Source organism: Lysinibacillus sp. FSL L8-0126 (assembly GCF_038630385.1).
Lineage (GTDB): Bacteria > Bacillota > Bacilli > Bacillales_A > Planococcaceae > Lysinibacillus > Lysinibacillus fusiformis_D.
Genome location: NZ_CP152028.1, coordinates 2,589,960 through 2,612,324, shown reverse-complemented (window position 1 = coordinate 2,612,324; position 22,365 = coordinate 2,589,960). Strand labels below are relative to the sequence as shown.

Genomic DNA, 22,365 nt, shown 5'->3' with positions numbered 1-22,365 from the left:
AGCTGTGAACCTACCCATTTTCTCATTCTTCGTTTAAAATAAGAAGAGTCGACAACATTTGAAGGAGAGAAAGACCTTATGACCAAAGTCATTGAAGCTGATAGGGGTTTGAAAGTTTGGTGGCATTTAACACGTCCACATACTTTAACCGCTTCATTTGTTCCCGTATTTCTTGGGACAGCAATTGCTCTAGCAATTGAAAAAGAAACAATTGATTTTGGACTATTTTTTGCTATGCTCATTGCAAGTATGCTTATTCAAGCAGCAACGAATATGTTCAATGAATATTATGATTACAAATTAGGATTAGATAACGAGCATTCTGTCGGAATTGGCGGAACGATTGTCCGTCATGGTGTACAGCCGAAAACAATTATGTTGATTGCGTTAAGCTTCTATGCCATTGCTATGCTTCTTGGCATTTACATATGTGCCTCAACATCTTGGTGGTTAGCAGCTGTAGGGCTTGTTTGTATGCTTATTGGTTTCTTATATACAGGTGGACCTTATCCAATCGCCTATTCCCCATTTGGAGAAATTGTTTCTGGGGCAGTAATGGGCATGGGCATTGTGTTAATCGCCTTCTATATTCAAACGCTTACAGTGACACTCGATGCTGTATTGCTGTCTGTGCCAAGCATGATTTTAGTCGGTGCTATTATGTTATCGAACAATATCCGTGATATTGTTGGCGATACAGAAGGTGGACGAAAAACATTGGCTATTTTAGTAGGACGCGATAATGCGATTTCTGTGTTATCTGGCTTTTTTATCGTCTCGTATTTATGGGTAATCGCCCTTGTAGCAGTTGATGGCATTACTTTTTGGGCATTAATTATTTTCCTAAGTATTCCAAAACCATTACGTGCTATTCAAATTTTCCGAGACAAAAAAGAAGCCAAAGAAGTAATGCCTGCGATGAAATATACAGCACAAACGAATACATTCTTCGGCTTCCTATTAGGAATCGGTTTATTAATTTATTATTTCTTTTATTAAAAATGCGGCAGCCTTAACGGGTTGCTGCTTTTTTTATATAACGTCTGAAATTTTGACTTGCGATACCATGCACTTCTTCGGCTGAAAAACGTGAGCGTAGTGCCTCTACTAAATTTTGTGCTTCTCCTGCATGCGTTAAGCCTTTGACAGTCCTATCAATCCCATCGAAATCTGAACCTAATCCTATGTGCTCGACACCTACTAATTTTGCTAAATGCTCCACATGATCCACTAAATGTTCTAGTGTTGCATCTTTACCAATGAAGGGTGGGAAGTAAACTACATGGATATGTCCCCCATGTTCTACAAGCGCCTTTGCTTGGGCATCCGTTAAATTACGTGGGTGGTCACATAGTGTACGTGCATTACTATGACTTGCAAGAATATGCTTCGCTAAAGGCAACACGTCCCAAAAGCTTTGTTCATTCAGATGAGAGACATCAATAATAATATCTCGCTCATTTAGTAATTGTATAACTTCTTGACCAAACGGCTTCAATCCTAAACTTGCATCCTGTTCAGCTCCATGTGCAACAGCATTTTCTTCATTCCATGTTAAGCCTACTAATTTTACACCAGCATCTAGTACGGCTGTCAGTTTTGCTAAATCATCACCAATGGCATTGCAGCCCTCTAAGCTTAAAATAGCTCCTATCTCATGTGGAGCTATTCGGTCTAACTGCGCCCAATCTGTTATATGCACCATGCCCTCTGTTTGTAAAACATGGGTATGAAATGCTTCAATTTGGCGCATGACCTCAAGAAATTGCAGATTTTGTGGGATTTCTGGGTCAATAAAGATGGCGAATACTTGAGCCTCTATTTGCCCTAATTGCAGTCTTTTTTGATTGGTATGAAGACGCTCATCCTCTGCAAAATTTGCCGTTTCAAGAGTTGTTAATTTTAAAAGCGCATCACAATGTAAATCAATAATCTTCATATCCTCACCTCTACAGCTATTATACTGCTTTCACGAGGAAAAACTTACTAAATTTTATCTTGCGGTGTATCGGAAGAGCCAAATTCCTCAAGTTCAATAAAATCATCAGATCTTGGTGTTGAAGATAGTACATCTTCTTCCACCGGTCGTAAGTTTTCTTCTTTCTGTTCTGCATGCTCCACGCATGTCAAAGCTTGCGGCATAGCCTCTAAACGTCCTAATGGAATGTCTTCACCACAGACCACACATTTACCATATGTTCCGTCTGCCATTGCTTGAAGAGCTTTTTTAATTTCCTCCGCATTGTCGCCAAGATGCTCATCCATAGCCATTTCTGTTAGCTGATCCGTTAAATCACTCGCATTATCAGCAGGATGATTATCATAATTAGATAGCTCTGTCGCTTGGGGACGCTCTGATTCCTCTAATCGTTGTTCAATTTCTTGCAATTCTTGCTCTAGTTGTCTTTTTAATTGTTGCATTACTTGTTGATCCAAAAAAATCTCCTCCTCATGCCTTCATTTTTTCCTAATTTACGATTTCTAAAACATGTCAGCATAAGGAAGACCTATTTATTTACTCGTGTAAGCTATGATTGCATCGTGTAAAAATTGTGCAGTTCCCATTGCACCTCGCTCATCATAATAAGCCGTAAATCGTTCGTCAGCTATATACATTTGTGCAAGTCCTGCATGGGCCTCTTGAGAATATTCATTCCATGTAAAGCTTAGCCAGCGTTTATGCAATTCTGCCACTTCCATCGCAATGTCACTTGTAGGATTCCCGAGCTCCATAGCCTCTGCTAACCGCTCAAACATTTGCTGTTCTAGCTCTTGCATCGCCTGATATTGTTGCTCTGTCATATTCATAAGCTTAGCATTCGAAGCATCCACTGTGCCTTCTCCATATTTCGCACGAATTTCTTGTCCGTATTGCTTTTCATTATCTTCGATTAACCTTTCTTTAAAACCTTTAAATTTTTCTTCATTGGACATCGGTTGTTCCCCCTCAATGGATTGTATTGTTTTTTCTACCGTCTGTAAGATTGTTACAAGCTGTTCCTGGCGTTGAAGCAAAGCTGCTCTATGTGCTTTTAGCGCCTCTGCATGTTGAAAATTTGGCGCCTTAATAATCGCTTGAATCGTCGCAAGTTTCATATCTAATGCACGATAAAATAAAATCTGCTGTAGCATATCGACCTCCAATTGGCCATAGAATCGATACCCTGCCTCATTTGTTCTGGCTGGCTTCAGCAACCCAATTTCATCATAATAACGCAATGTTCTCGTGCTAACACCCGACAATTGAGCAAGCTCCTGAATGGAATATTCCATGTGCTCACCTCCTCTAATGCTACTGTAAACTTTGACGCAACGTTAAGGTCAAGACAAAATAAAAAATATTAATCGAACTATAATCATCCTTTCAGAATATATAATTCCATAAAAATCTATAATCTGAGTTTTTATACACCGATATGAATAATAAATATTTCACAGGAACGTGATAGGATGAAGTGTCCAAATTGTCACCATGAGAGTCATACAAAACAAGTACTAACTTTGCCTTCTCCATCCCTCTTTACAGTATGCTTGACCAATTTTGATGGATTGCTAAGCCACTTTCAGCAAATGAAGTTCGTGCTGTTGCGAATGTTTATGAAAACAGTCAACTATCTATTATTGAAACAGAATCCACTAACGAAGCAGACGCTATACTAGCTGGTCAATTCGTGTAAGCATTCCGTTTGTATTATGAGATGGCACTCAATGAGGGTGATTTTTATTGGATTGCTGATATGCTTGCACTTGGCAGTTCAGCTTATCAAAAATTAGAGAAATATAGTAATGAAATTACATATTACTTCTATTTAAAACAATGGGGTATTAGATGTACAATTTTCAAATGGTCAATACTATGTGGATATGAACGAAACGTGTGATTTTTATGATGCACAAGAAAATTATCAATTCTATGATTGCTATAAGACCTATACTGTTACAATAGATGATTATGGTGCTTTTAAAATTGCCCATATTACTATTCACTAATAAGGTCTTTTACAATCGTAAAATAAGCAAGGAAAAAATAAACTATCGCGAGATACTCTTATTTCGCAATAGTTCGTTTCTTCTGCATTGTTTTGGTAGTTTAAAAATGATCCAGCTATCTTACTGTTCATTGATTCGCATATTTCCCATGCCACACTATGTGATGATAATTCTTTTTATCTGTGTCACCCTCTGTATTAATAAACAACACCCTCGCATGTTCGTCTAGCTGTAGGTCGAGTATTAAATCTTTGTAGTGTTCATTAGTCATTAATTCATAAAAGCAACCAAACGGAGCCGCTCCTGATTCTCCTGCTATAATACGTGAGTCTGAAGCCAATGGATTTGCAAGAACGCGCATTCCTGTTGCTGCTATTTCTTCTTCACAGGAGATGCTTATTTTTATATGGGCTTTTAAGAGTCGCCAAGCCTGTGGATTAGGTTCACCGCAAGCAAGGCCCGCCATTATGGTTTTCATCTCTCCACCAACAGTTACATATTGCTCAGTACCTGCCTTAAAGCTCTCATAATAACAATTAGCAACATGTGGCTCAACTAACACAAATGTAATATCCTGCTCATAATATTGTTGTAAAAAAGCTACTACTGCCCCTGCAAATGACCCAACACCAGCTTGTAAAAATACATGTGTCGGAGCTTGCTGCATCTGTTCAACGATTTCATGTACAAGTGTTGTGTAGCCTTGCATAATCCATAATGGTATTTCTTCGTAGCCATCCCACATCGTATCCTGAATCAGGACCCAGCCATTTTCTTGTGCTAGCTGCGAGGAATAACGCACGGTTTCATCATAATTCATTGTCGTTATTTCAGCATAGGCTCCTTCTTTTTTAATATGCTGTAAACGTTCATCGGCACTGCCAGCTGGCATATATATTCGCGCTTGATACCCTAGTTCACGAGCCGCCCATGCCACACCACGACCATGGTTACCATCTGTTGTTGAAATAAAGGTTAAATTTCCTACCTGCGCTTTTACTTCTGATGATTTTAATTGTTCAAACGATAGTTCCTCTATATTTTTCTGGAGTCTATTGGCAACATACTGCGCAATTGCATAAACTCCGCCTAATACTTTAAATGCGTTTAAGCCAAATCGATAGGATTCGTCTTTTACCAAAATTTTTTCTACACCCATCCATGAAGCAAGTGAATCAAGATGATGGAGAGGTGTCTTTTCAAATTGCTCATATGTACGTAGAAATTGCCCCACTTTCTTTACTTGTTCCAATGTAAAATATGGCAGTAAAGCTGTTCCGTCATTTGCTTTATCCAGCTGATTGTGCACCCACTTTAATTTTTCATTCATTCCTATCCCTCCTTTATCATTAGCTTAGTCCATCTAGCTTCAAAATACAAAATTATACAATACAGAACTTACATTTGTCTAAGTTCATTTGTCTAAGTTCCTTGTTATGCGTTTATGATCCCCTACGGAAAAGGGAGAAAAATTTCTTAACTTCCTATATAATTAACAAGCCTTCACAGATTCGATGTTCTGTGAAGGCTTCATTTTTATAGTAACTATGTTATCAAATCAATTAAAAAGTGCAGTAGATGTAATTCATCTACTGCACTTAGTATGACCCGTACGGGATTCGAACCCGTGTTACCGCCGTGAAAGGGCGGTGTCTTAACCACTTGACCAACGGGCCAATGGCGGAGAAGGAGGGATTTGAACCCTCGCGCCGGTTACCCGACCTACACCCTTAGCAGGGGCGCCTCTTCAGCCTCTTGAGTACTTCCCCACATAAAAATGGCTCCGAAGGCAGGACTCGAACCTGCGACAACCTGATTAACAGTCAGGTGCTACTACCAACTGAGCTACTTCGGAATAATGATGGGCCTAAATGGACTCGAACCATCGACCTCACGCTTATCAGGCGTGCGCTCTAACCAGCTGAGCTATAGGCCCTTGGAGCGGGTGATGGGAATCGAACCCACGACATCAGCTTGGAAGGCTGAGGTTTTACCATTAAACTACACCCGCATAAATGGTGGGTCAGGACGGAATCGAACCGCCGACACTTAGAGCTTCAATCTAATGCTCTACCAACTGAGCTACTGACCCATTTCGTCCATGCTAAGCTTATTTTCTTTTGCTTATCATATCTTCTTATGAAAATAATGGCGGTCCCGACCGGGATCGAACCGGCGATCTCCTGCGTGACAGGCAGGCATGTTAACCGCTACACCACGGGACCATTTGGTTGCGGGGGCCGGATTTGAACCAACGACCTTCGGGTTATGAGCCCGACGAGCTACCACTGCTCCACCCCGCGATAATTTTATACGGTTTCGAGTTTTTAAAGCACCATTTATAAAGATTTAAAACTGGAGGAGGTAGAGGGATTCGAACCCCCGCGCGGTGTTACCCGCCTGTCGGTTTTCAAGACCGATCCCTTCAGCCAGACTTGGGTATACCTCCGTTGCAATATATAAATGGTGGACCTTGCAGGACTCGAACCTGCGACCGGACGGTTATGAGCCGTCTGCTCTAACCAACTGAGCTAAAGGTCCTTTAAGATGGCGGCAGAGGGGATCGAACCCCCGACCTTACGGGTATGAACCGTACGCTCTAGCCAGCTGAGCTACGCCGCCAGGATCTTTATACTGGTTAATTTATTATGGTGGAGCCTAGCGGGATCGAACCGCTGACCTCCTGCGTGCAAGGCAGGCGCTCTCCCAGCTGAGCTAAGGCCCCATAATTTCTTTGGAAATGGTCGGGAAGACAGGATTCGAACCTGCGACCCCTTGGTCCCAAACCAAGTGCTCTACCAAGCTGAGCTACTTCCCGTTCTTTTTGGCGCGCCCGACAGGAGTCGAACCCATAACCTTCTGATCCGTAGTCAGACGCTCTATCCAATTGAGCTACGGGCGCATTAAAAATGGTGCCGAGGACCGGAATCGAACCGGTACGGTAGTCACCTACCGCAGGATTTTAAGTCCTGTGCGTCTGCCAGTTCCGCCACCCCGGCACATTTGGAGCGGAAGACGAGGTTCGAACTCGCGACCCCCACCTTGGCAAGGTGGTGTTCTACCACTGAACTACTTCCGCATGTGCATAAGTTTTTTTATCTGGCAATGAAATAATGGTGCGGGTGAAGGGAGTCGAACCCCCACGCCTTGCGGCGCTAGATCCTAAGTCTAGTGCGTCTGCCAATTCCGCCACACCCGCTTATTATTATTTAAAAATGGTGAGCCATGAAGGACTCGAACCTTCGACCCTCTGATTAAAAGTCAGATGCTCTACCAACTGAGCTAATGGCTCTAAAAAAATGGTGCCGGCTATAGGAATCGAACCCACGACCTACTGATTACAAGTCAGTTGCTCTACCTGCTGAGCTAAACCGGCATATGGTGGAGGATGACGGGCTCGAACCGCCGACCCTCTGCTTGTAAGGCAGATGCTCTCCCAGCTGAGCTAATCCTCCTGGGTATTATGCCTAGCGACGTCCTACTCTCACAGGGGGAAGCCCCCAACTACCATCGGCGCTAAAGAGCTTAACTTCCGTGTTCGGTATGGGAACGGGTGTGACCTCTTTGCCATCATCACTAGACTTGCACATGGATGTGCTGGCTTCTGCGTTCTTAGCAGAAGTTTCTTTATGTATCTTGTTTTGAAGTTGTTTACCTGTCCTTCAAGACAAGAATTATTGTATAACGTTTTCTCACATTGTGCAATACTTTTTTATAAAAAAAAGAAATTATTACTTTTTGAAGTTATTTTTGCTAAGTAAGAGAAAATATTGCCCTGCAAAATATTATAACAATTGTTGTTTCAAAAGAAAACAATTATTTTATTTCACCTATTTTCTTAGCTTATAATCTATTTCTAAACAAGGAAAGGGTATAGAAAACCCTTCACTTGTTGTTTCATTAAATAGTTAAAAGCTCTTGTTTCAATCTTAGAATTTCTTCAAATGTAGTGGAAGCTCCAAAAGATAGTCTAAAAAATTGGCGTGCTGCTTCCAAAGAGTAACCCATTGATAAAATGGCTTTCGTTCCAGATTCACTATGAATATCACATGCACTACCCGTCGAAATACAGATTCCTGCCTCATTTAACTTTAAAAGAACATATTGTCCCTCTATTTTATCCATCATTACGCCACAAATAGTAGGCAATTGTTGGTTACATTCTATTAATTGGCATGTTTCAGGCAAATTGTTTTTCAAAAATCTTCTTAAAGTCTCATAATGTTGTCTTTCATATTGATAGTTTTCAATTGCTGCCGCAAAGGCTACAATTGCTGGTGTATCTAATGTGCCGCCTCTTAAACCCCTCTCATGAGTCACACCCGGTGTTAAGGCAGGTACTCGGAGCGCAGGATTCAGATAGACAGCACCACACCCCTTTGGTCCACCTATTTTATGAGCTGAGATTGTGATGGCATCTACTCCACTTGGTATAGCAAGCTTCCCAAATGATTGTACACAGTCAATATGGCTGAAAACATCAGATTTTTTAGCCATCTCTATTATTTTCTCTACAGGCTGAATAGCACCAATTTCAGAATTGACATGTTGAATTGTAATCAAAGCCGTATCTTTGCGGATTGCTTGCTGTAATTGTTCAAGGTCAATCCATCCATCCATCTGTAAAGGCAATTTTGTCACTATAAAACCCATTTTCTCAAGCGTATTCAACGCTGCATGCACAGACGTATGCTCAGCTTGAGATGAAATAATGTGTTTTCCTTTTTTAGAGGCCAGCGCTAATGACAAGATAGCCAGGATATTTCCTTCTGTCCCGCTCCCTGTAAAAATAATACCGTCACTATTTACGCCTAAAGCATTGGCTACAACCTCTCTTGATTGCTGGACAAAATAATAGGCTTGTCCTCCTAAATCATGAAGACTTGCACTATTTCCATAATACCGCTGTGCTACCTCTACATAAGCTGCAAGAGCCTCCTTCGTCATCGGTGATGTCGCAGCATAATCCATATAAATCATTGTCTTCTCCCTCTCTAGTTCATCAAGTCTTGTTTTCTTTTTTATTTTATGTAAAGATAAGTGTCAAGACAACTGTAAAGAGGGTATAACTATGGATGTAAAGGCAGATGTCCTTATAATCGGCAGTGGAATTGCTGCACTTCAAGCTGCTTTACTGCTCGAAGAACATTTTCAAGTACAAATTGTTACAAAATCATCTCTTTATATGAGTAGTTCTTATCGTGCACAAGGTGGCATCGCTGCTGTTACAAGTGAGAAAGATCATATTGAACACCACATTGCTGATACATTGAAAGCTGGAGAATATCATCACGAGAAAAAACATGTTACTACACTCATAGAAGATGGCACTAAAATCATGCAGAAATATTTAAAGACTGGTCTCCCTATCGATCGTCATGTTGATGGAAAACCGGCTCTAGGACTCGAAGGGGCACATAGTCATCATCGTATTCTACATGCAGGTGGTGATCGTACTGGTCAAATTTTCATAGATTACTTACTTCATAAACTTTCGCCTAAAACAAAGGTGAATTGCTATGAAATGGCTTATGAGCTTTTACGGAATACAGATGGTGACTGCATAGGCGCACTTACCAAAGGACAAAAAGGCATTACACGCTATTTGGCCCATCATGTCATTTTAGCGACAGGTGGTGCAGGTGCACTCTATTCAAGCACATCTAATTATCCAACCAATACAGGTGACGGCATCGCGTTAGCATTTCGCGCAGGTGCTGCCATCAGTGATATGGAATTTATGCAGTTCCACCCTAGTCTGCTTTGGTGTGAAAATGAGGCGAAGGGATTAGTTTCCGAAGCTGTTCGAGGTGCTGGTGGCATCTTTGTCGATGCACAGCGTCAGCCCATTATGACAGGCTTACATGCCCAACTTGACTTAGCACCAAGACATATTACGGCACTTGCACTTTTTAAAAAACGTGCTGCTGGTGAGGAGACGTTTATTGATATTACTAACATTCAAAATTTTGAAGTGAAATTCCCAACAATTGCTCAGCTTTGCTATGACAATCAAGTTTATTTACAAGATGGCTTAATTCCTGTAGCTCCAGGAAGTCATTTCTTAATGGGGGGCGTTATTGCTGATGACAAAGGAAGAACCACTATACCTAATCTATATGCAGTGGGGGAAGTTGCCTGTACAGGTGTCCATGGTGCGAACCGTTTAGCAAGTAACTCCCTATTGGAAGGTATTACGTTTGGGCAAAGAATGGCTCAGTTCATCATTCAACATGGTTGCCATCAAAAAAATTTCACACATGACCACCATCAATGTGCTGAAATAATGCCATCTTTATTTAGCAAACAGCAGTTACAGCAATACATGATGCAGTTTTTAGGCATCGTGCGAAACGTTAATGACTTGCAGCATTTTATTCAGCAATTACCCTCCTTACAATCACTTCTTTATACGAATCTAAAGGGTCTAGAACAAGCTGAATTGGAACTATTTATGATGCATGTTGTTGCAACATTAATGGCACATGCTGCAATTACACGAACGGAAACGCGTGGTGCTCACATTCGTACGGATAAATTAGAAATGGACGCACACTGGGCAAGTCGTTGGATTATTTTTTCGCAAGGCCAAATGAAAGTGAGGAACTCATTGTATGAATATCATCAAACTCGAGGAAATGCTCAAGCAATTTTTTAATGAGGATTTAGGTGATGGGGATTTATCGAGTGAATATATCTTTTCAGCTGAACAGCAGGGATCATTTTCTTTTTATGCTAAAGAAAATGGGGTTTTCTGCGGGGCGCTCATTATTGAGTATGGCTTTCACTTACTCGATCGATCAATAAAAATCCAACTTCTAAAAAAAGATGGAGAGACAGTAAAGACCGGTGATGTGCTTGCTGTGGTAAAGGGACCCTTACAAAAATTATTAATAGGTGAGCGCGTTATATTAAATCTTATTCAGCGTATGTCCGCTATTGCGACAGCGACCCATCATGCCGTTCGAGAAACAGCTGGTACGCATGCGAAAATATGTGATACGCGTAAAACCATGCCTGGATTGCGTATGCTGGATAAATATGCTGTTAGAACCGGTGGTGGCTTTAATCATCGTAATGGCCTGTATGATGCCATCATGCTAAAGGATAACCACATTGCCTTTGCTGGTAGCATTACAAAAGCTGTTCAGGCTGCTAGAGCAAAAGTCGGTCATACTGTAAAAATCGAAGTGGAAATTGAAACAAAGGACCAGCTAGAAGAAGCCATCATTGCTGGAGCAGATATTATTATGTTTGATAACCGTAGTCCAGAAGAAATACGAGCATGGCTTCCCACTGTCCCTTCTTCTATTGTGACAGAGGCATCAGGAGGCATCACACTTGAAAATTTAAAGGCCTATGCACAATCAGGTGTTCAGTTTATTTCACTTGGTTCATTAACGCATTCCGTTAAAGCCTTTGACATTAGTGCACTCGTTCAAATGAAAGGAGATCATTCCCTTGTCCATAACTAGTTTATTACAACAAACGACACTACTTCCAGAGCATTACCGGGCATTATCAGTAAAGGAAATGGAATCTCGTATTTTATCAATAAAGCAAAAATTAGGATCTAAACTATTTATACCAGGACATCATTATCAAAAAGATGAAGTCATTCAATTTGCAGATGCAACTGGTGATTCCCTACAGTTAGCTCAATTATCTGCCGCAAACAAGGAAGCTGAGCATATCGTATTTTGCGGTGTGCATTTTATGGCTGAAACTGCTGATATGCTGACAACGAAGCAGCAACATGTCTATTTACCAGATATGCGTGCAGGTTGTTCAATGGCTGATATGGCTGATATTTATCAAACAGAACAAGCATGGCCGATTCTTCAGCAACTCTTTGGTGATACAATTATCCCGCTAACTTATGTCAATTCAACTGCTGCCATTAAAGCCTTTACGGGAAGACATGGTGGTGCCTGTGTCACTTCATCGAATGCTAAGGAGCTTGTTCAATGGGCATTTACACAAAAACAGCGTATTTTCTTTTTACCTGACCAACATTTAGGAAGAAATACTGCCTATGATTTAGGTATTCCACTTAAAAATATGGCTGTTTGGAATCCCCATAAGAATATACTTGAAACAAATGAGCCGCTTGAGAACATTCAGGTTATTCTATGGAAAGGTCATTGCTCTGTACATGAAGGATTTACGGTTCACCATACGGAGGTCGTTCGCAAAGAACATCCAACTATGCAAATTATTGTTCACCCTGAATGCAGTCGTGAAGTTGTAGCAGCTGCTGATGATGCAGGTTCCACAAAATACATCATTGAGACAATCAATCGTGCACCAAGCGGATCGGCATGGGCTATTGGAACAGAAATGAATCTTGTCAATCGCATAATGAAGCAGCATCCAGATAAACATATTATCTCTTTAAATGAAAATTTTTGTCCTTGCTTAACAATGAATCGCATTGACCTTCCCCATCTGTTGTGGAGCTTAGAAAGTATTGAGCAGGGGCAACCACATAACCGTATCCAAGTAGATGAATATACTACAGCTGAAGCACTTAGCTCTCTCGAAAGAATGCTAGCACGAGGATAATTAGGTTGCTTTAAAAGCAGAGATGGTGTAAAAAAACGTCTCTGCTTTTTATGTTCATATAACATCTATTTTGAATAGCTTAAACAACTGCCATTTTCAAATGCATCATCATCGATCCAATCAAAGAATATCCATCTATTGCTGAAATTGACATGGCTTTATGCTCTATGCTACTGTCGATTTGGAGGTGAAAATAAATGGCTTTTCAATCGAAAAATATTTTTATCAATTTACCAGTGAAAGATCTAAACAAATCCATCAACTTCTTTAAGGAACTAGGTTTTGAGTTCAATCAACAATTTAGCGATGAGACTACAGCCTCAATGATTATTAGTGAAAATATCTTCGTATTAATGATGGTGGAAGAACGATTCAAAGGGTTTAGTAAGAAGGAAATTACAAATACTACTACGTCTGCAGAAGCAATTTTATGTCTATCTGCTGAAAATCGAGAGCAAGTAGATCAATTAGTAAATAAGGCACTGGCCTCCGGTGGTAAATCTTATAGTGAACCCCAAGATCATGGGTTTATGTATGGCTGGGGATTTCAGGATGTAGATGGGCATATCTGGGAAGTAGTTTATATGGATGAAAATGCATTGAATCAAGAGTAATATTTATATCTATGAATATGAAAAAACAGTAGATGCGTGTGCATCTACTGTTTTTTAGTATGACCCGTACGGGATTCGAACCCGTGTTACCGCCGTGAAAGGGCGGTGTCTTAACCACTTGACCAACGGGCCAATGGCGGAGAAGGAGGGATTTGAACCCTCGCGCCGGTTACCCGACCTACACCCTTAGCAGGGGCGCCTCTTCAGCCTCTTGAGTACTTCCCCACATAAAAATGGCTCCGAAGGCAGGACTCGAACCTGCGACAACCTGATTAACAGTCAGGTGCTACTACCAACTGAGCTACTTCGGAATAATGATGGGCCTAAATGGACTCGAACCATCGACCTCACGCTTATCAGGCGTGCGCTCTAACCAGCTGAGCTATAGGCCCTTGGAGCGGGTGATGGGAATCGAACCCACGACATCAGCTTGGAAGGCTGAGGTTTTACCATTAAACTACACCCGCATAAATGGTGGGTCAGGACGGAATCGAACCGCCGACACTTAGAGCTTCAATCTAATGCTCTACCAACTGAGCTACTGACCCATTTCGTCCATGCTAAGCTTATTTTCTTTTGCTTATCATATCTTCTTATGAAAATAATGGCGGTCCCGACCGGGATCGAACCGGCGATCTCCTGCGTGACAGGCAGGCATGTTAACCGCTACACCACGGGACCATTTGGTTGCGGGGGCCGGATTTGAACCAACGACCTTCGGGTTATGAGCCCGACGAGCTACCACTGCTCCACCCCGCGATAATTTTATACGGTTTCGAGTTTTTAAAGCACCATTTATAAAGATTTAAAACTGGAGGAGGTAGAGGGATTCGAACCCCCGCGCGGTGTTACCCGCCTGTCGGTTTTCAAGACCGATCCCTTCAGCCAGACTTGGGTATACCTCCGTTGCAATATATAAATGGTGGACCTTGCAGGACTCGAACCTGCGACCGGACGGTTATGAGCCGTCTGCTCTAACCAACTGAGCTAAAGGTCCTTTAAGATGGCGGCAGAGGGGATCGAACCCCCGACCTTACGGGTATGAACCGTACGCTCTAGCCAGCTGAGCTACGCCGCCAGGATCTTTATACTGGTTAATTTATTATGGTGGAGCCTAGCGGGATCGAACCGCTGACCTCCTGCGTGCAAGGCAGGCGCTCTCCCAGCTGAGCTAAGGCCCCATAATTTCTTTGGAAATGGTCGGGAAGACAGGATTCGAACCTGCGACCCCTTGGTCCCAAACCAAGTGCTCTACCAAGCTGAGCTACTTCCCGTTCTTTTTGGCGCGCCCGACAGGAGTCGAACCCATAACCTTCTGATCCGTAGTCAGACGCTCTATCCAATTGAGCTACGGGCGCATTAAAAATGGTGCCGAGGACCGGAATCGAACCGGTACGGTAGTCACCTACCGCAGGATTTTAAGTCCTGTGCGTCTGCCAGTTCCGCCACCCCGGCACATTTGGAGCGGAAGACGAGGTTCGAACTCGCGACCCCCACCTTGGCAAGGTGGTGTTCTACCACTGAACTACTTCCGCATGTGCATAAGTTTTTTTATCTGGCAATGAAATAATGGTGCGGGTGAAGGGAGTCGAACCCCCACGCCTTGCGGCGCTAGATCCTAAGTCTAGTGCGTCTGCCAATTCCGCCACACCCGCTTATTATTATTTAAAAATGGTGAGCCATGAAGGACTCGAACCTTCGACCCTCTGATTAAAAGTCAGATGCTCTACCAACTGAGCTAATGGCTCTAAAAAAATGGTGCCGGCTATAGGAATCGAACCCACGACCTACTGATTACAAGTCAGTTGCTCTACCTGCTGAGCTAAACCGGCATATGGTGGAGGATGACGGGCTCGAACCGCCGACCCTCTGCTTGTAAGGCAGATGCTCTCCCAGCTGAGCTAATCCTCCTGGGTATTATGCCTAGCGACGTCCTACTCTCACAGGGGGAAGCCCCCAACTACCATCGGCGCTAAAGAGCTTAACTTCCGTGTTCGGTATGGGAACGGGTGTGACCTCTTTGCCATCATCACTAGACTTGCACATGGATGTGCTGGCTTCTGCGTTGCAACATGGATGTTGCGTTCTTAGCAGAAGTTCCTTTATATCAGCTTCAAAATAAATGGTGTCTTGAAGCTCTCTTTTTTGAAAGAGTTGTTCTTTCAAAACTGGATAAACGGTTCATTGAATGGTTCAAACATTTTGGTTAAGTCCTCGATCGATTAGTATTCGTCAGCTCCATGTGTCACCACACTTCCACCTCGAACCTATCTACCTCATCGTCTTTGAGGGATCTTACTTACTTGCGTAATGGGAAATCTCATCTTGAGGGGGGCTTCATGCTTAGATGCTTTCAGCACTTATCCCGTCCACACATAGCTACCCAGCGATGCCTTTGGCAAGACAACTGGTACACCAGCGGTGTGTCCATCCCGGTCCTCTCGTACTAAGGACAGCTCCTCTCAAATTTCCTACGCCCACGACGGATAGGGACCGAACTGTCTCACGACGTTCTGAACCCAGCTCGCGTACCGCTTTAATGGGCGAACAGCCCAACCCTTGGGACCGACTACAGCCCCAGGATGCGATGAGCCGACATCGAGGTGCCAAACCTCCCCGTCGATGTGGACTCTTGGGGGAGATAAGCCTGTTATCCCCGGGGTAGCTTTTATCCGTTGAGCGATGGCCCTTCCATGCGGAACCACCGGATCACTAAGCCCGTCTTTCGACCCTGCTCGACTTGTAGGTCTCGCAGTCAAGCTCCCTTGTGCCTTTACACTCTACGAATGATTTCCAACCATTCTGAGGGAACCTTTGGGCGCCTCCGTTACCTTTTAGGAGGCGACCGCCCCAGTCAAACTGTCCGCCTGACACTGTCTCCTGCCCCGCTAAGGGGCATGGGTTAGAATTTCAATACAACCAGGGTAGTATCCCACCGACGCCTCCTTCGAAGCTGGCGCTCCGAGATCTCTGGCTCCTACCTATCCTGTACAAGTTGTACCAAAATTCAATATCAGGCTACAGTAAAGCTCCACGGGGTCTTTCCGTCCTGTCGCGGGTAACCTGCATCTTCACAGGTACTATAATTTCACCGAGTCTCTCGTTGAGACAGTGCCCAGATCGTTACGCCTTTCGTGCGGGTCGGAACTTACCCGACAAGGAATTTCGCTACCTTAGGACCGTTATAGTTACGGCCGCCGTTTACTGGGGCTTCAATTCGCAGCTTCGCTTGCGCTAACCACTCCTCTTAACCTTCCAGCACCGGGCAGGCGTCAGCCCCTATACGTCACCTTACGGTTTTGCAGAGACCTGTGTTTTTGCTAAACAGTCGCCTGGGCCTATTCACTGCGGCTCTCATGCGCTTGCACGCTCAAGAGCACCCCTTCTCCCGAAGTTACGGGGTCATTTTGCCGAGTTCCTTAACGAGAGTTCTCTCGCACACCTTAGGATTCTCTCCTCGACTACCTGTGTCGGTTTGCGGTACGGGCACCTCTCACCTCGATAGAGGCTTTTCTTGGCAGTGTGAAATCAGGAACTTCGTCCATACGGACTCGCCATCACAGCTCAACGTTACAGTGTGCGGATTTGCCTACACACACGCCTTACTGCTTGGACGCGCATAACCAACAGCGCGCTTACCCTATCCTACTGCGTCCCCCCATTTCTCAAACGGTGAGGAGGTGGTACAGGAATATCAACCTGTTGTCCATCGCCTACGCCTATCGGCCTCGGCTTAGGTCCCGACTAACCCTGAGCGGACGAGCCTTCCTCAGGAAACCTTAGTCATACGGTGGACGGGATTCTCACCCGTCTTTCGCTACTCATACCGGCATTCTCACTTCTAAGCGCTCCACCAGTCCTTCCGGTCTGACTTCAACGCACTTAGAACGCTCTCCTACCACTGACATCGTAGATGTCAATCCACAGCTTCGGTGAATCGTTTAGCCCCGATACATTTTCGGCGCAGCGTCACTCGACCAGTGAGCTATTACGCACTCTTTAAATGATGGCTGCTTCTAAGCCAACATCCTGGTTGTCTGTGCAACGCCACATCCTTTTCCACTTAACGATTACTTTGGGACCTTAGCTGGTGGTCTGGGCTGTTTCCCTTTTGACTACGGATCTTATCACTCGCAGTCTGACTCCCGTGTATAAATATCTGGCATTCGGAGTTTGTCTGAATTCGGTAAACCGGGATGGCCCCCTAGTCCAAACAGTGCTCTACCTCCAGTATTCTCATCACGAGGCTAGCCCTAAAGCTATTTCGGAGAGAACCAGCTATCTCCAAGTTCGATTGGAATTTCTCCGCTACCCACACCTCATCCCCGCACTTTTCAACGTGCGTGGGTTCGGGCCTCCAGTAAGTGTTACCTTACCTTCACCCTGGACATGGGTAGATCACCTGGTTTCGGGTCTACGACCACGTACTATTTCGCCCTATTCAGACTCGCTTTCGCTGCGGCTCCGCCTTCTAAAGCTTAACCTCGCACGTAATCGTAACTCGCCGGTTCATTCTACAAAAGGCACGCTATCACCCATTAACGGGCTCTAACTACTTGTAGGCACACGGTTTCAGGATCTCTTTCACTCCCCTTCCGGGGTGCTTTTCACCTTTCCCTCACGGTACTGGTTCACTATCGGTCACTAGGTAGTATTTAGCCTTGGGAGATGGTCCTCCCGGATTCCGACGGAATTTCACGTGTTCCGCCGTACTCAGGATCCACTCAGGAGAGAACGAACTTTCGACTACAGGGCTTTTACCTGCTCTGGCGGACCTTTCCAAGTCGCTTCATCTAACTCGCTCTTTTGTAACTCCGTATTGAGTGTCCTACAACCCCAAGAGGCAAGCCTCTTGGTTTGGGCTCTTCCCGTTTCGCTCGCCGCTACTCAGGGAATCGATTTTTCTTTCTCTTCCTCCAGGTACTTAGATGTTTCAGTTCCCTGGGTCTGCCTTCAAGACGCTATGTATTCACGTCAAGATACTACGCGATTAAACGTAGTGGGTTCCCCCATTCGGAAATCTCCGGATCAAAGCTCACTTACAGCTCCCCGAAGCATATCGGTGTTAGTGCCGTCCTTCTTCGGCTCCTAGTGCCAAGGCATTCGCCGTGCGCCCTTAATAACTTAACCAAGTTATTAAGCCTATAAAAAAACTTAAAAAATAAATGTGTTTGTTACAATTTCAATGTCGTTTTATCCAGTTTTCAAAGAACAAAGCTACTGCCTGCTTCTACATCTCGCAGCTTTGCGACGAAAGCGTAGCGACAGGAGCACATAATTAGAAGTAATTCATTCAAGAAGAATGAACCTTCAAAACTGAACGCAAAACGTAATCTTACAAACCCTAGGTTTGTATTCCGAAATAATCCTTAGAAAGGAGGTGATCCAGCCGCACCTTCCGATACGGCTACCTTGTTACGACTTCACCCCAATCATCTATCCCACCTTCGGCGGCTGGCTCCAAAAGGTTACCTCACCGACTTCGGGTGTTACAAACTCTCGTGGTGTGACGGGCGGTGTGTACAAGGCCCGGGAACGTATTCACCGCGGCATGCTGATCCGCGATTACTAGCGATTCCGGCTTCATGTAGGCGAGTTGCAGCCTACAATCCGAACTGAGAACGACTTTATCGGATTAGCTCCCTCTCGCGAGTTGGCAACCGTTTGTATCGTCCATTGTAGCACGTGTGTAGCCCAGGTCATAAGGGGCATGATGATTTGACGTCATCCCCACCTTCCTCCGGTTTGTCACCGGCAGTCACCTTAGAGTGCCCAACTAAATGATGGCAACTAAGATCAAGGGTTGCGCTCGTTGCGGGACTTAACCCAACATCTCACGACACGAGCTGACGACAACCATGCACCACCTGTCACCGTTGCCCCCGAAGGGGAAACTATATCTCTACAGTGGTCAACGGGATGTCAAGACCTGGTAAGGTTCTTCGCGTTGCTTCGAATTAAACCACATGCTCCACCGCTTGTGCGGGCCCCCGTCAATTCCTTTGAGTTTCAGTCTTGCGACCGTACTCCCCAGGCGGAGTGCTTAATGCGTTAGCTGCAGCACTAAGGGGCGGAAACCCCCTAACACTTAGCACTCATCGTTTACGGCGTGGACTACCAGGGTATCTAATCCTGTTTGCTCCCCACGCTTTCGCGCCTCAGTGTCAGTTACAGACCAGATAGTCGCCTTCGCCACTGGTGTTCCTCCAAATCTCTACGCATTTCACCGCTACACTTGGAATTCCACTATCCTCTTCTGCACTCAAGTCTCCCAGTTTCCAATGACCCTCCACGGTTGAGCCGTGGGCTTTCACATCAGACTTAAGAAACCACCTGCGCGCGCTTTACGCCCAATAATTCCGGACAACGCTTGCCACCTACGTATTACCGCGGCTGCTGGCACGTAGTTAGCCGTGGCTTTCTAATAAGGTACCGTCAAGGTACAGCCAGTTACTACTGTACTTGTTCTTCCCTTACAACAGAGTTTTACGAACCGAAATCCTTCTTCACTCACGCGGCGTTGCTCCATCAGGCTTTCGCCCATTGTGGAAGATTCCCTACTGCTGCCTCCCGTAGGAGTCTGGGCCGTGTCTCAGTCCCAGTGTGGCCGATCACCCTCTCAGGTCGGCTACGCATCGTCGCCTTGGTGAGCCGTTACCTCACCAACTAGCTAATGCGCCGCGGGCCCATCCTATAGCGACAGCCGAAACCGTCTTTCAGTATTTCACCATGAGGTGAAACAGATTATTCGGTATTAGCCCCGGTTTCCCGGAGTTATCCCAAACTATAAGGTAGGTTGCCCACGTGTTACTCACCCGTCCGCCGCTAACGTCGAAGGAGCAAGCTCCTTCTCTGTTCGCTCGACTTGCATGTATTAGGCACGCCGCCAGCGTTCGTCCTGAGCCAGGATCAAACTCTCCATAAAAGAAATTTGAATAGCTCAAATTGTTTTGCTGGCATCATTTTGATGTCCAAAATTTTGTTTCGTTCACTAACCGAAGTTAGTTACTGAAAACTTTATTGATTACGTTTTGCTTGTTCAGTTTTCAAGGTTCATTTTATTCAAGTCGTTTTCAGCGACTTTATTATCATATCTTGTTCACAACAAGAAGTCAACAACTTTTTAAAACTTTATTTTCAAGCGTTCCTTCTTGTTAAGGACAAGTAATAATATATAATATAGCATTATAAAAATCAAGCATTTTTCGTAAAAAAATTAAAAATCTTTTTAACATCGATGACAAACAATAGAATCCCTGCTAATACAATCAATCCACCAATGATTTGTGTCATAATCAAATACTCTTTAAATATCAGCAAGGCTAAAAGAGCTGCCCCTACAGGTTCAAATAATATAGCGATTGAAACAACATTCGTACTAACATATTTAATAGACCAATTAAATAGAGTATGACCCAATAAATTAGGGACTAACGCTAATAAGAAAAACCATAACCAATCCATCGAAGAGTATGGACCAAAAGATTCTCCTTTAATCAATACATAAAAAAGTAAAGTAATGGTACACACAACATACACAACCATCGTATACGTCATTAAAGATAATCTTTTACGCACATCCTGTCCTAATAGAAAATAAGCCGTAGCAAGCGCACAAGCAATGAGCGCAAGTATATCTCCATAAAAAGCTGTTCCACTTACTTTAAAATCCCCCCAACTGATTAACACACTGCCTACTATAGCGATGGTACCTGCAACGATCGTTTTCTTTGTTATCTTCTCTTTAAAGAAAAAGTATGTTCCCACAAATGCAAACAACGGCTGTAATGTCACCAAAACTGTAGAGCTTGCTACTGAAGTATAGTTGAGTGATTCAAACCATAAAATAAAATGGAAAGCTAAAAAGATTCCCGCAACTGAAGAAAATAACCAATCACGTCTACTTAAAGCTGTTAACTCCTTTGTATACTTCCTCAAAAATAACGGTGCCATTATTAAAACAGAAAATAGCATACGATAAAAAGCTATGATGCCAGCTTCCGCTGATGCTAATTTCACAAAAATAGCGGACATGGATACTGAAATAACACCAATTACGATTGGGATGTATGGATGAATTTTAGGTTGCTCCAAAAATCTCACCTCCATCATTGATGCCTCGCGCGTAATATTCAAACTGAATCCCCAGAAGCTATTACGTCTTGTAACAACAGTTAATTGATCTGCCTCATGCAAACACATTACCTTAGCACATAGGTTCCCCTATTTCACCAGGTGTTTGAATCCCCGCTGAAAAAACAAGCTCCACTCCATTCATTACAAGAAGGAGATTTTCTATGTCTGATACTTCTCTTTCATTTCCAAAAAAACATCTGCTTAATCAAGAAAAAAATAATTATATTTCCTTACTTCCATGATGTACAATACAAAAAAGTAATGCACATATAATAATGACAGCTTGCATATCTCTTAGCAATACGAAATATCTATGGAGGGTTGTGTATGGAAACATTATTGGAAAATATGATTACATATGAAGTTGGCATAAAATTAATTATTGCAGCCACATTAAGTTTAGTGATCGGTATCGAAAGGGAATTAAAGAAGAAGCCAGTTGGATTAAAAACCAGTTTAGTTATTGCTACTTTCAGCTGCCTATTAACCATCATCTCCATTGAAACAGCATACTCAACTCCTTCCAGAGAAGATATTAATATTACGATGGATCCTCTCCGTTTAGCTGCACAAATTGTCAGCGGGATTGGGTTTCTTGGAGCAGGTGTCATTTTAAGACGTGGCAATGATAGCATTACGGGATTAACAACTGCAGCCATGATATGGGGAGCCGCTGGTATCGGTATTGCAGTTGGTGCAGGATTTTATATGGATGCAACGCTAGCTGTCGTAATTATTGTGTTCGGCATTGAAATACTATCGCCTTTCCTGATGAAAATTGGACCTAAGCGAATTCGAATGCGAGAAATTTTATTAAAAGTCCAAATTGATGATGACAACCATACGGAATCATTTCTATTATTTTTAAAGGACAACAACATTATCATCGAAAATATCCGCATTAAAGATGTACCTTTAAAAAATGATAATGTTTTACATGAATTGGACTTGCGGCTATCCTTAATTGTCTCTGATAACCTATTATCATTTTATCGTTCATTACGAGCACTATCTTATATAGAAAAAATCGAAATGGAAATTTTAAACTAGTTGGAGGATT

At 43.4% G+C, this 22,365-nt stretch carries 12 protein-coding genes, 40 tRNA genes and 4 rRNA genes; 6 read left to right on the top strand and 50 right to left on the bottom strand.

Annotated features, from left to right (window positions below; all coding sequences use genetic code 11):
* The first annotated feature begins 78 nt into the window (after positions 1–78).
* Entirely contained in the window at positions 79–999 is a 921-nt protein-coding gene (locus tag MHI34_RS12925) for a 1,4-dihydroxy-2-naphthoate polyprenyltransferase (protein ID WP_036123142.1), read from the top strand.
* A 13-nt stretch (positions 1,000–1,012) separates the two neighbouring features.
* Here MHI34_RS12925 and MHI34_RS12920 read toward each other — a convergent pair whose 3' ends face one another.
* From MHI34_RS12920 to MHI34_RS12795, 26 genes are all read right to left on the bottom strand, one after another.
* Positions 1,013–1,939, bottom strand: a complete 927-nt coding sequence (locus tag MHI34_RS12920) for a dipeptidase (RefSeq protein ID WP_342503511.1) — start codon at positions 1,937–1,939, stop codon at positions 1,013–1,015.
* Positions 1,940–1,986: 47 nt separating this feature from the next.
* Entirely contained in the window at positions 1,987–2,436 is a 450-nt protein-coding gene (locus MHI34_RS12915; protein ID WP_141905367.1) for a TraR/DksA C4-type zinc finger protein, read from the bottom strand.
* A 75-nt stretch (positions 2,437–2,511) separates the two neighbouring features.
* On the bottom strand, positions 2,512–3,273 hold the full coding sequence (locus MHI34_RS12910; protein ID WP_271910760.1) for a MerR family transcriptional regulator: 762 nt from the start codon (positions 3,271–3,273) through the stop codon (positions 2,512–2,514).
* Positions 3,274–4,117: 844 nt separating this feature from the next.
* Positions 4,118–5,320 carry a diaminopropionate ammonia-lyase gene (locus MHI34_RS12905; RefSeq protein WP_340811938.1) on the bottom strand — a complete coding sequence of 401 codons (1,203 nt, stop codon included), beginning with the start codon at positions 5,318–5,320 and terminating at the stop codon, positions 4,118–4,120.
* Between the two features lie 274 nt (positions 5,321–5,594).
* Positions 5,595–5,666 (bottom strand) — tRNA-Glu (locus tag MHI34_RS12900).
* A gap of 2 nt (positions 5,667–5,668) precedes the next feature.
* A tRNA-Ser gene (locus MHI34_RS12895) sits at positions 5,669–5,759 on the bottom strand.
* A gap of 9 nt (positions 5,760–5,768) precedes the next feature.
* A tRNA-Asn gene (locus tag MHI34_RS12890) sits at positions 5,769–5,845 on the bottom strand.
* A 7-nt stretch (positions 5,846–5,852) separates the two neighbouring features.
* A tRNA-Ile gene (locus tag MHI34_RS12885) sits at positions 5,853–5,926 on the bottom strand.
* 1 nt (position 5,927) lies between these two features.
* Positions 5,928–6,001 (bottom strand) — tRNA-Gly (locus tag MHI34_RS12880).
* A gap of 5 nt (positions 6,002–6,006) precedes the next feature.
* Positions 6,007–6,082, bottom strand: a tRNA-Phe gene (locus MHI34_RS12875).
* Positions 6,083–6,139: 57 nt separating this feature from the next.
* A tRNA-Asp gene (locus MHI34_RS12870) sits at positions 6,140–6,215 on the bottom strand.
* 3 nt (positions 6,216–6,218) lie between these two features.
* A tRNA-Met gene (locus tag MHI34_RS12865) sits at positions 6,219–6,293 on the bottom strand.
* A gap of 53 nt (positions 6,294–6,346) precedes the next feature.
* Positions 6,347–6,439: transfer RNA gene (locus tag MHI34_RS12860), tRNA-Ser, on the bottom strand.
* 15 nt (positions 6,440–6,454) lie between these two features.
* A tRNA-Ile gene (locus tag MHI34_RS12855) sits at positions 6,455–6,531 on the bottom strand.
* 7 nt (positions 6,532–6,538) lie between these two features.
* Positions 6,539–6,612: transfer RNA gene (locus MHI34_RS12850), tRNA-Met, on the bottom strand.
* A 27-nt stretch (positions 6,613–6,639) separates the two neighbouring features.
* A tRNA-Ala gene (locus tag MHI34_RS12845) sits at positions 6,640–6,715 on the bottom strand.
* A 16-nt stretch (positions 6,716–6,731) separates the two neighbouring features.
* Positions 6,732–6,808 (bottom strand) — tRNA-Pro (locus tag MHI34_RS12840).
* A 7-nt stretch (positions 6,809–6,815) separates the two neighbouring features.
* A tRNA-Arg gene (locus MHI34_RS12835) sits at positions 6,816–6,892 on the bottom strand.
* 8 nt (positions 6,893–6,900) lie between these two features.
* Positions 6,901–6,989: transfer RNA gene (locus MHI34_RS12830), tRNA-Leu, on the bottom strand.
* A gap of 5 nt (positions 6,990–6,994) precedes the next feature.
* A tRNA-Gly gene (locus tag MHI34_RS12825) sits at positions 6,995–7,069 on the bottom strand.
* A 35-nt stretch (positions 7,070–7,104) separates the two neighbouring features.
* Positions 7,105–7,189 (bottom strand) — tRNA-Leu (locus MHI34_RS12820).
* A 17-nt stretch (positions 7,190–7,206) separates the two neighbouring features.
* Positions 7,207–7,282: transfer RNA gene (locus tag MHI34_RS12815), tRNA-Lys, on the bottom strand.
* An 8-nt stretch (positions 7,283–7,290) separates the two neighbouring features.
* A tRNA-Thr gene (locus MHI34_RS12810) sits at positions 7,291–7,366 on the bottom strand.
* A gap of 3 nt (positions 7,367–7,369) precedes the next feature.
* Positions 7,370–7,445 (bottom strand) — tRNA-Val (locus MHI34_RS12805).
* A gap of 10 nt (positions 7,446–7,455) precedes the next feature.
* Positions 7,456–7,571, bottom strand: a 5S ribosomal RNA gene (gene rrf / locus MHI34_RS12800).
* Positions 7,572–7,890: 319 nt separating this feature from the next.
* Positions 7,891–8,961, bottom strand: a complete 1,071-nt coding sequence (locus MHI34_RS12795) for a cysteine desulfurase family protein (protein WP_082673677.1) — start codon at positions 8,959–8,961, stop codon at positions 7,891–7,893.
* Between the two features lie 100 nt (positions 8,962–9,061).
* Between MHI34_RS12795 and nadB the strand changes: the two genes are divergently transcribed.
* The 4 genes from nadB (at position 9,062) to MHI34_RS12775 (ending at position 13,169) form a co-directional block, all read left to right on the top strand.
* On the top strand, positions 9,062–10,648 hold the full coding sequence (gene nadB, locus MHI34_RS12790) for an L-aspartate oxidase (protein ID WP_058843238.1): 1,587 nt from the start codon (positions 9,062–9,064) through the stop codon (positions 10,646–10,648).
* A complete protein-coding gene (gene nadC, locus MHI34_RS12785) occupies positions 10,605–11,465 on the top strand; it encodes a carboxylating nicotinate-nucleotide diphosphorylase (protein WP_058843237.1) in 861 nt (286 codons plus the stop codon). The genes nadB and nadC overlap by 44 nt, the downstream gene beginning before the upstream one ends.
* The gene (gene nadA, locus MHI34_RS12780; protein WP_058843236.1) at positions 11,452–12,555 is read left to right on the top strand and encodes a quinolinate synthase NadA; all 1,104 of its coding nucleotides are present in this window, start codon (positions 11,452–11,454) and stop codon (positions 12,553–12,555) included. The genes nadC and nadA overlap by 14 nt, the downstream gene beginning before the upstream one ends.
* A gap of 197 nt (positions 12,556–12,752) precedes the next feature.
* Positions 12,753–13,169: a VOC family protein gene (locus MHI34_RS12775; RefSeq protein ID WP_058843235.1), complete on the top strand. Its 417-nt coding sequence runs from the start codon at positions 12,753–12,755 to the stop codon at positions 13,167–13,169.
* A gap of 60 nt (positions 13,170–13,229) precedes the next feature.
* Here MHI34_RS12775 and MHI34_RS12770 read toward each other — a convergent pair.
* From MHI34_RS12770 to MHI34_RS12655, 24 genes are all read right to left on the bottom strand, one after another.
* Positions 13,230–13,301 (bottom strand) — tRNA-Glu (locus MHI34_RS12770).
* 2 nt (positions 13,302–13,303) lie between these two features.
* Positions 13,304–13,394: transfer RNA gene (locus MHI34_RS12765), tRNA-Ser, on the bottom strand.
* 9 nt (positions 13,395–13,403) lie between these two features.
* A tRNA-Asn gene (locus tag MHI34_RS12760) sits at positions 13,404–13,480 on the bottom strand.
* Between the two features lie 7 nt (positions 13,481–13,487).
* Positions 13,488–13,561: transfer RNA gene (locus MHI34_RS12755), tRNA-Ile, on the bottom strand.
* 1 nt (position 13,562) lies between these two features.
* Positions 13,563–13,636: transfer RNA gene (locus MHI34_RS12750), tRNA-Gly, on the bottom strand.
* A 5-nt stretch (positions 13,637–13,641) separates the two neighbouring features.
* Positions 13,642–13,717: transfer RNA gene (locus tag MHI34_RS12745), tRNA-Phe, on the bottom strand.
* 57 nt (positions 13,718–13,774) lie between these two features.
* Positions 13,775–13,850, bottom strand: a tRNA-Asp gene (locus tag MHI34_RS12740).
* A 3-nt stretch (positions 13,851–13,853) separates the two neighbouring features.
* Positions 13,854–13,928: transfer RNA gene (locus tag MHI34_RS12735), tRNA-Met, on the bottom strand.
* Positions 13,929–13,981: 53 nt separating this feature from the next.
* Positions 13,982–14,074, bottom strand: a tRNA-Ser gene (locus MHI34_RS12730).
* Positions 14,075–14,089: 15 nt separating this feature from the next.
* Positions 14,090–14,166 (bottom strand) — tRNA-Ile (locus MHI34_RS12725).
* Positions 14,167–14,173: 7 nt separating this feature from the next.
* Positions 14,174–14,247 (bottom strand) — tRNA-Met (locus MHI34_RS12720).
* A 27-nt stretch (positions 14,248–14,274) separates the two neighbouring features.
* A tRNA-Ala gene (locus MHI34_RS12715) sits at positions 14,275–14,350 on the bottom strand.
* Between the two features lie 16 nt (positions 14,351–14,366).
* Positions 14,367–14,443: transfer RNA gene (locus MHI34_RS12710), tRNA-Pro, on the bottom strand.
* A gap of 7 nt (positions 14,444–14,450) precedes the next feature.
* Positions 14,451–14,527 (bottom strand) — tRNA-Arg (locus MHI34_RS12705).
* A gap of 8 nt (positions 14,528–14,535) precedes the next feature.
* Positions 14,536–14,624: transfer RNA gene (locus MHI34_RS12700), tRNA-Leu, on the bottom strand.
* Between the two features lie 5 nt (positions 14,625–14,629).
* Positions 14,630–14,704 (bottom strand) — tRNA-Gly (locus MHI34_RS12695).
* Between the two features lie 35 nt (positions 14,705–14,739).
* Positions 14,740–14,824: transfer RNA gene (locus MHI34_RS12690), tRNA-Leu, on the bottom strand.
* 17 nt (positions 14,825–14,841) lie between these two features.
* Positions 14,842–14,917 (bottom strand) — tRNA-Lys (locus tag MHI34_RS12685).
* 8 nt (positions 14,918–14,925) lie between these two features.
* A tRNA-Thr gene (locus tag MHI34_RS12680) sits at positions 14,926–15,001 on the bottom strand.
* Between the two features lie 3 nt (positions 15,002–15,004).
* Positions 15,005–15,080, bottom strand: a tRNA-Val gene (locus MHI34_RS12675).
* 10 nt (positions 15,081–15,090) lie between these two features.
* Positions 15,091–15,206: ribosomal RNA gene (gene rrf / locus MHI34_RS12670) — 5S ribosomal RNA — on the bottom strand.
* 165 nt (positions 15,207–15,371) lie between these two features.
* Positions 15,372–18,299, bottom strand: a 23S ribosomal RNA gene (locus MHI34_RS12665).
* A gap of 243 nt (positions 18,300–18,542) precedes the next feature.
* Positions 18,543–20,094 (bottom strand): 16S ribosomal RNA (locus MHI34_RS12660).
* Together the 16S, 23S and 5S rRNA genes with 20 tRNA genes alongside form the textbook arrangement of a ribosomal RNA operon.
* A gap of 269 nt (positions 20,095–20,363) precedes the next feature.
* The gene (locus tag MHI34_RS12655; protein ID WP_058843227.1) at positions 20,364–21,263 is read right to left on the bottom strand and encodes a DMT family transporter; all 900 of its coding nucleotides are present in this window, start codon (positions 21,261–21,263) and stop codon (positions 20,364–20,366) included.
* A 369-nt stretch (positions 21,264–21,632) separates the two neighbouring features.
* Between MHI34_RS12655 and MHI34_RS12650 the strand changes: the two genes are divergently transcribed.
* Positions 21,633–22,355, top strand: a complete 723-nt coding sequence (locus MHI34_RS12650; protein WP_036119888.1) for an MgtC/SapB family protein — start codon at positions 21,633–21,635, stop codon at positions 22,353–22,355.
* The last annotated feature ends 10 nt before the right edge of the window (positions 22,356–22,365 follow it).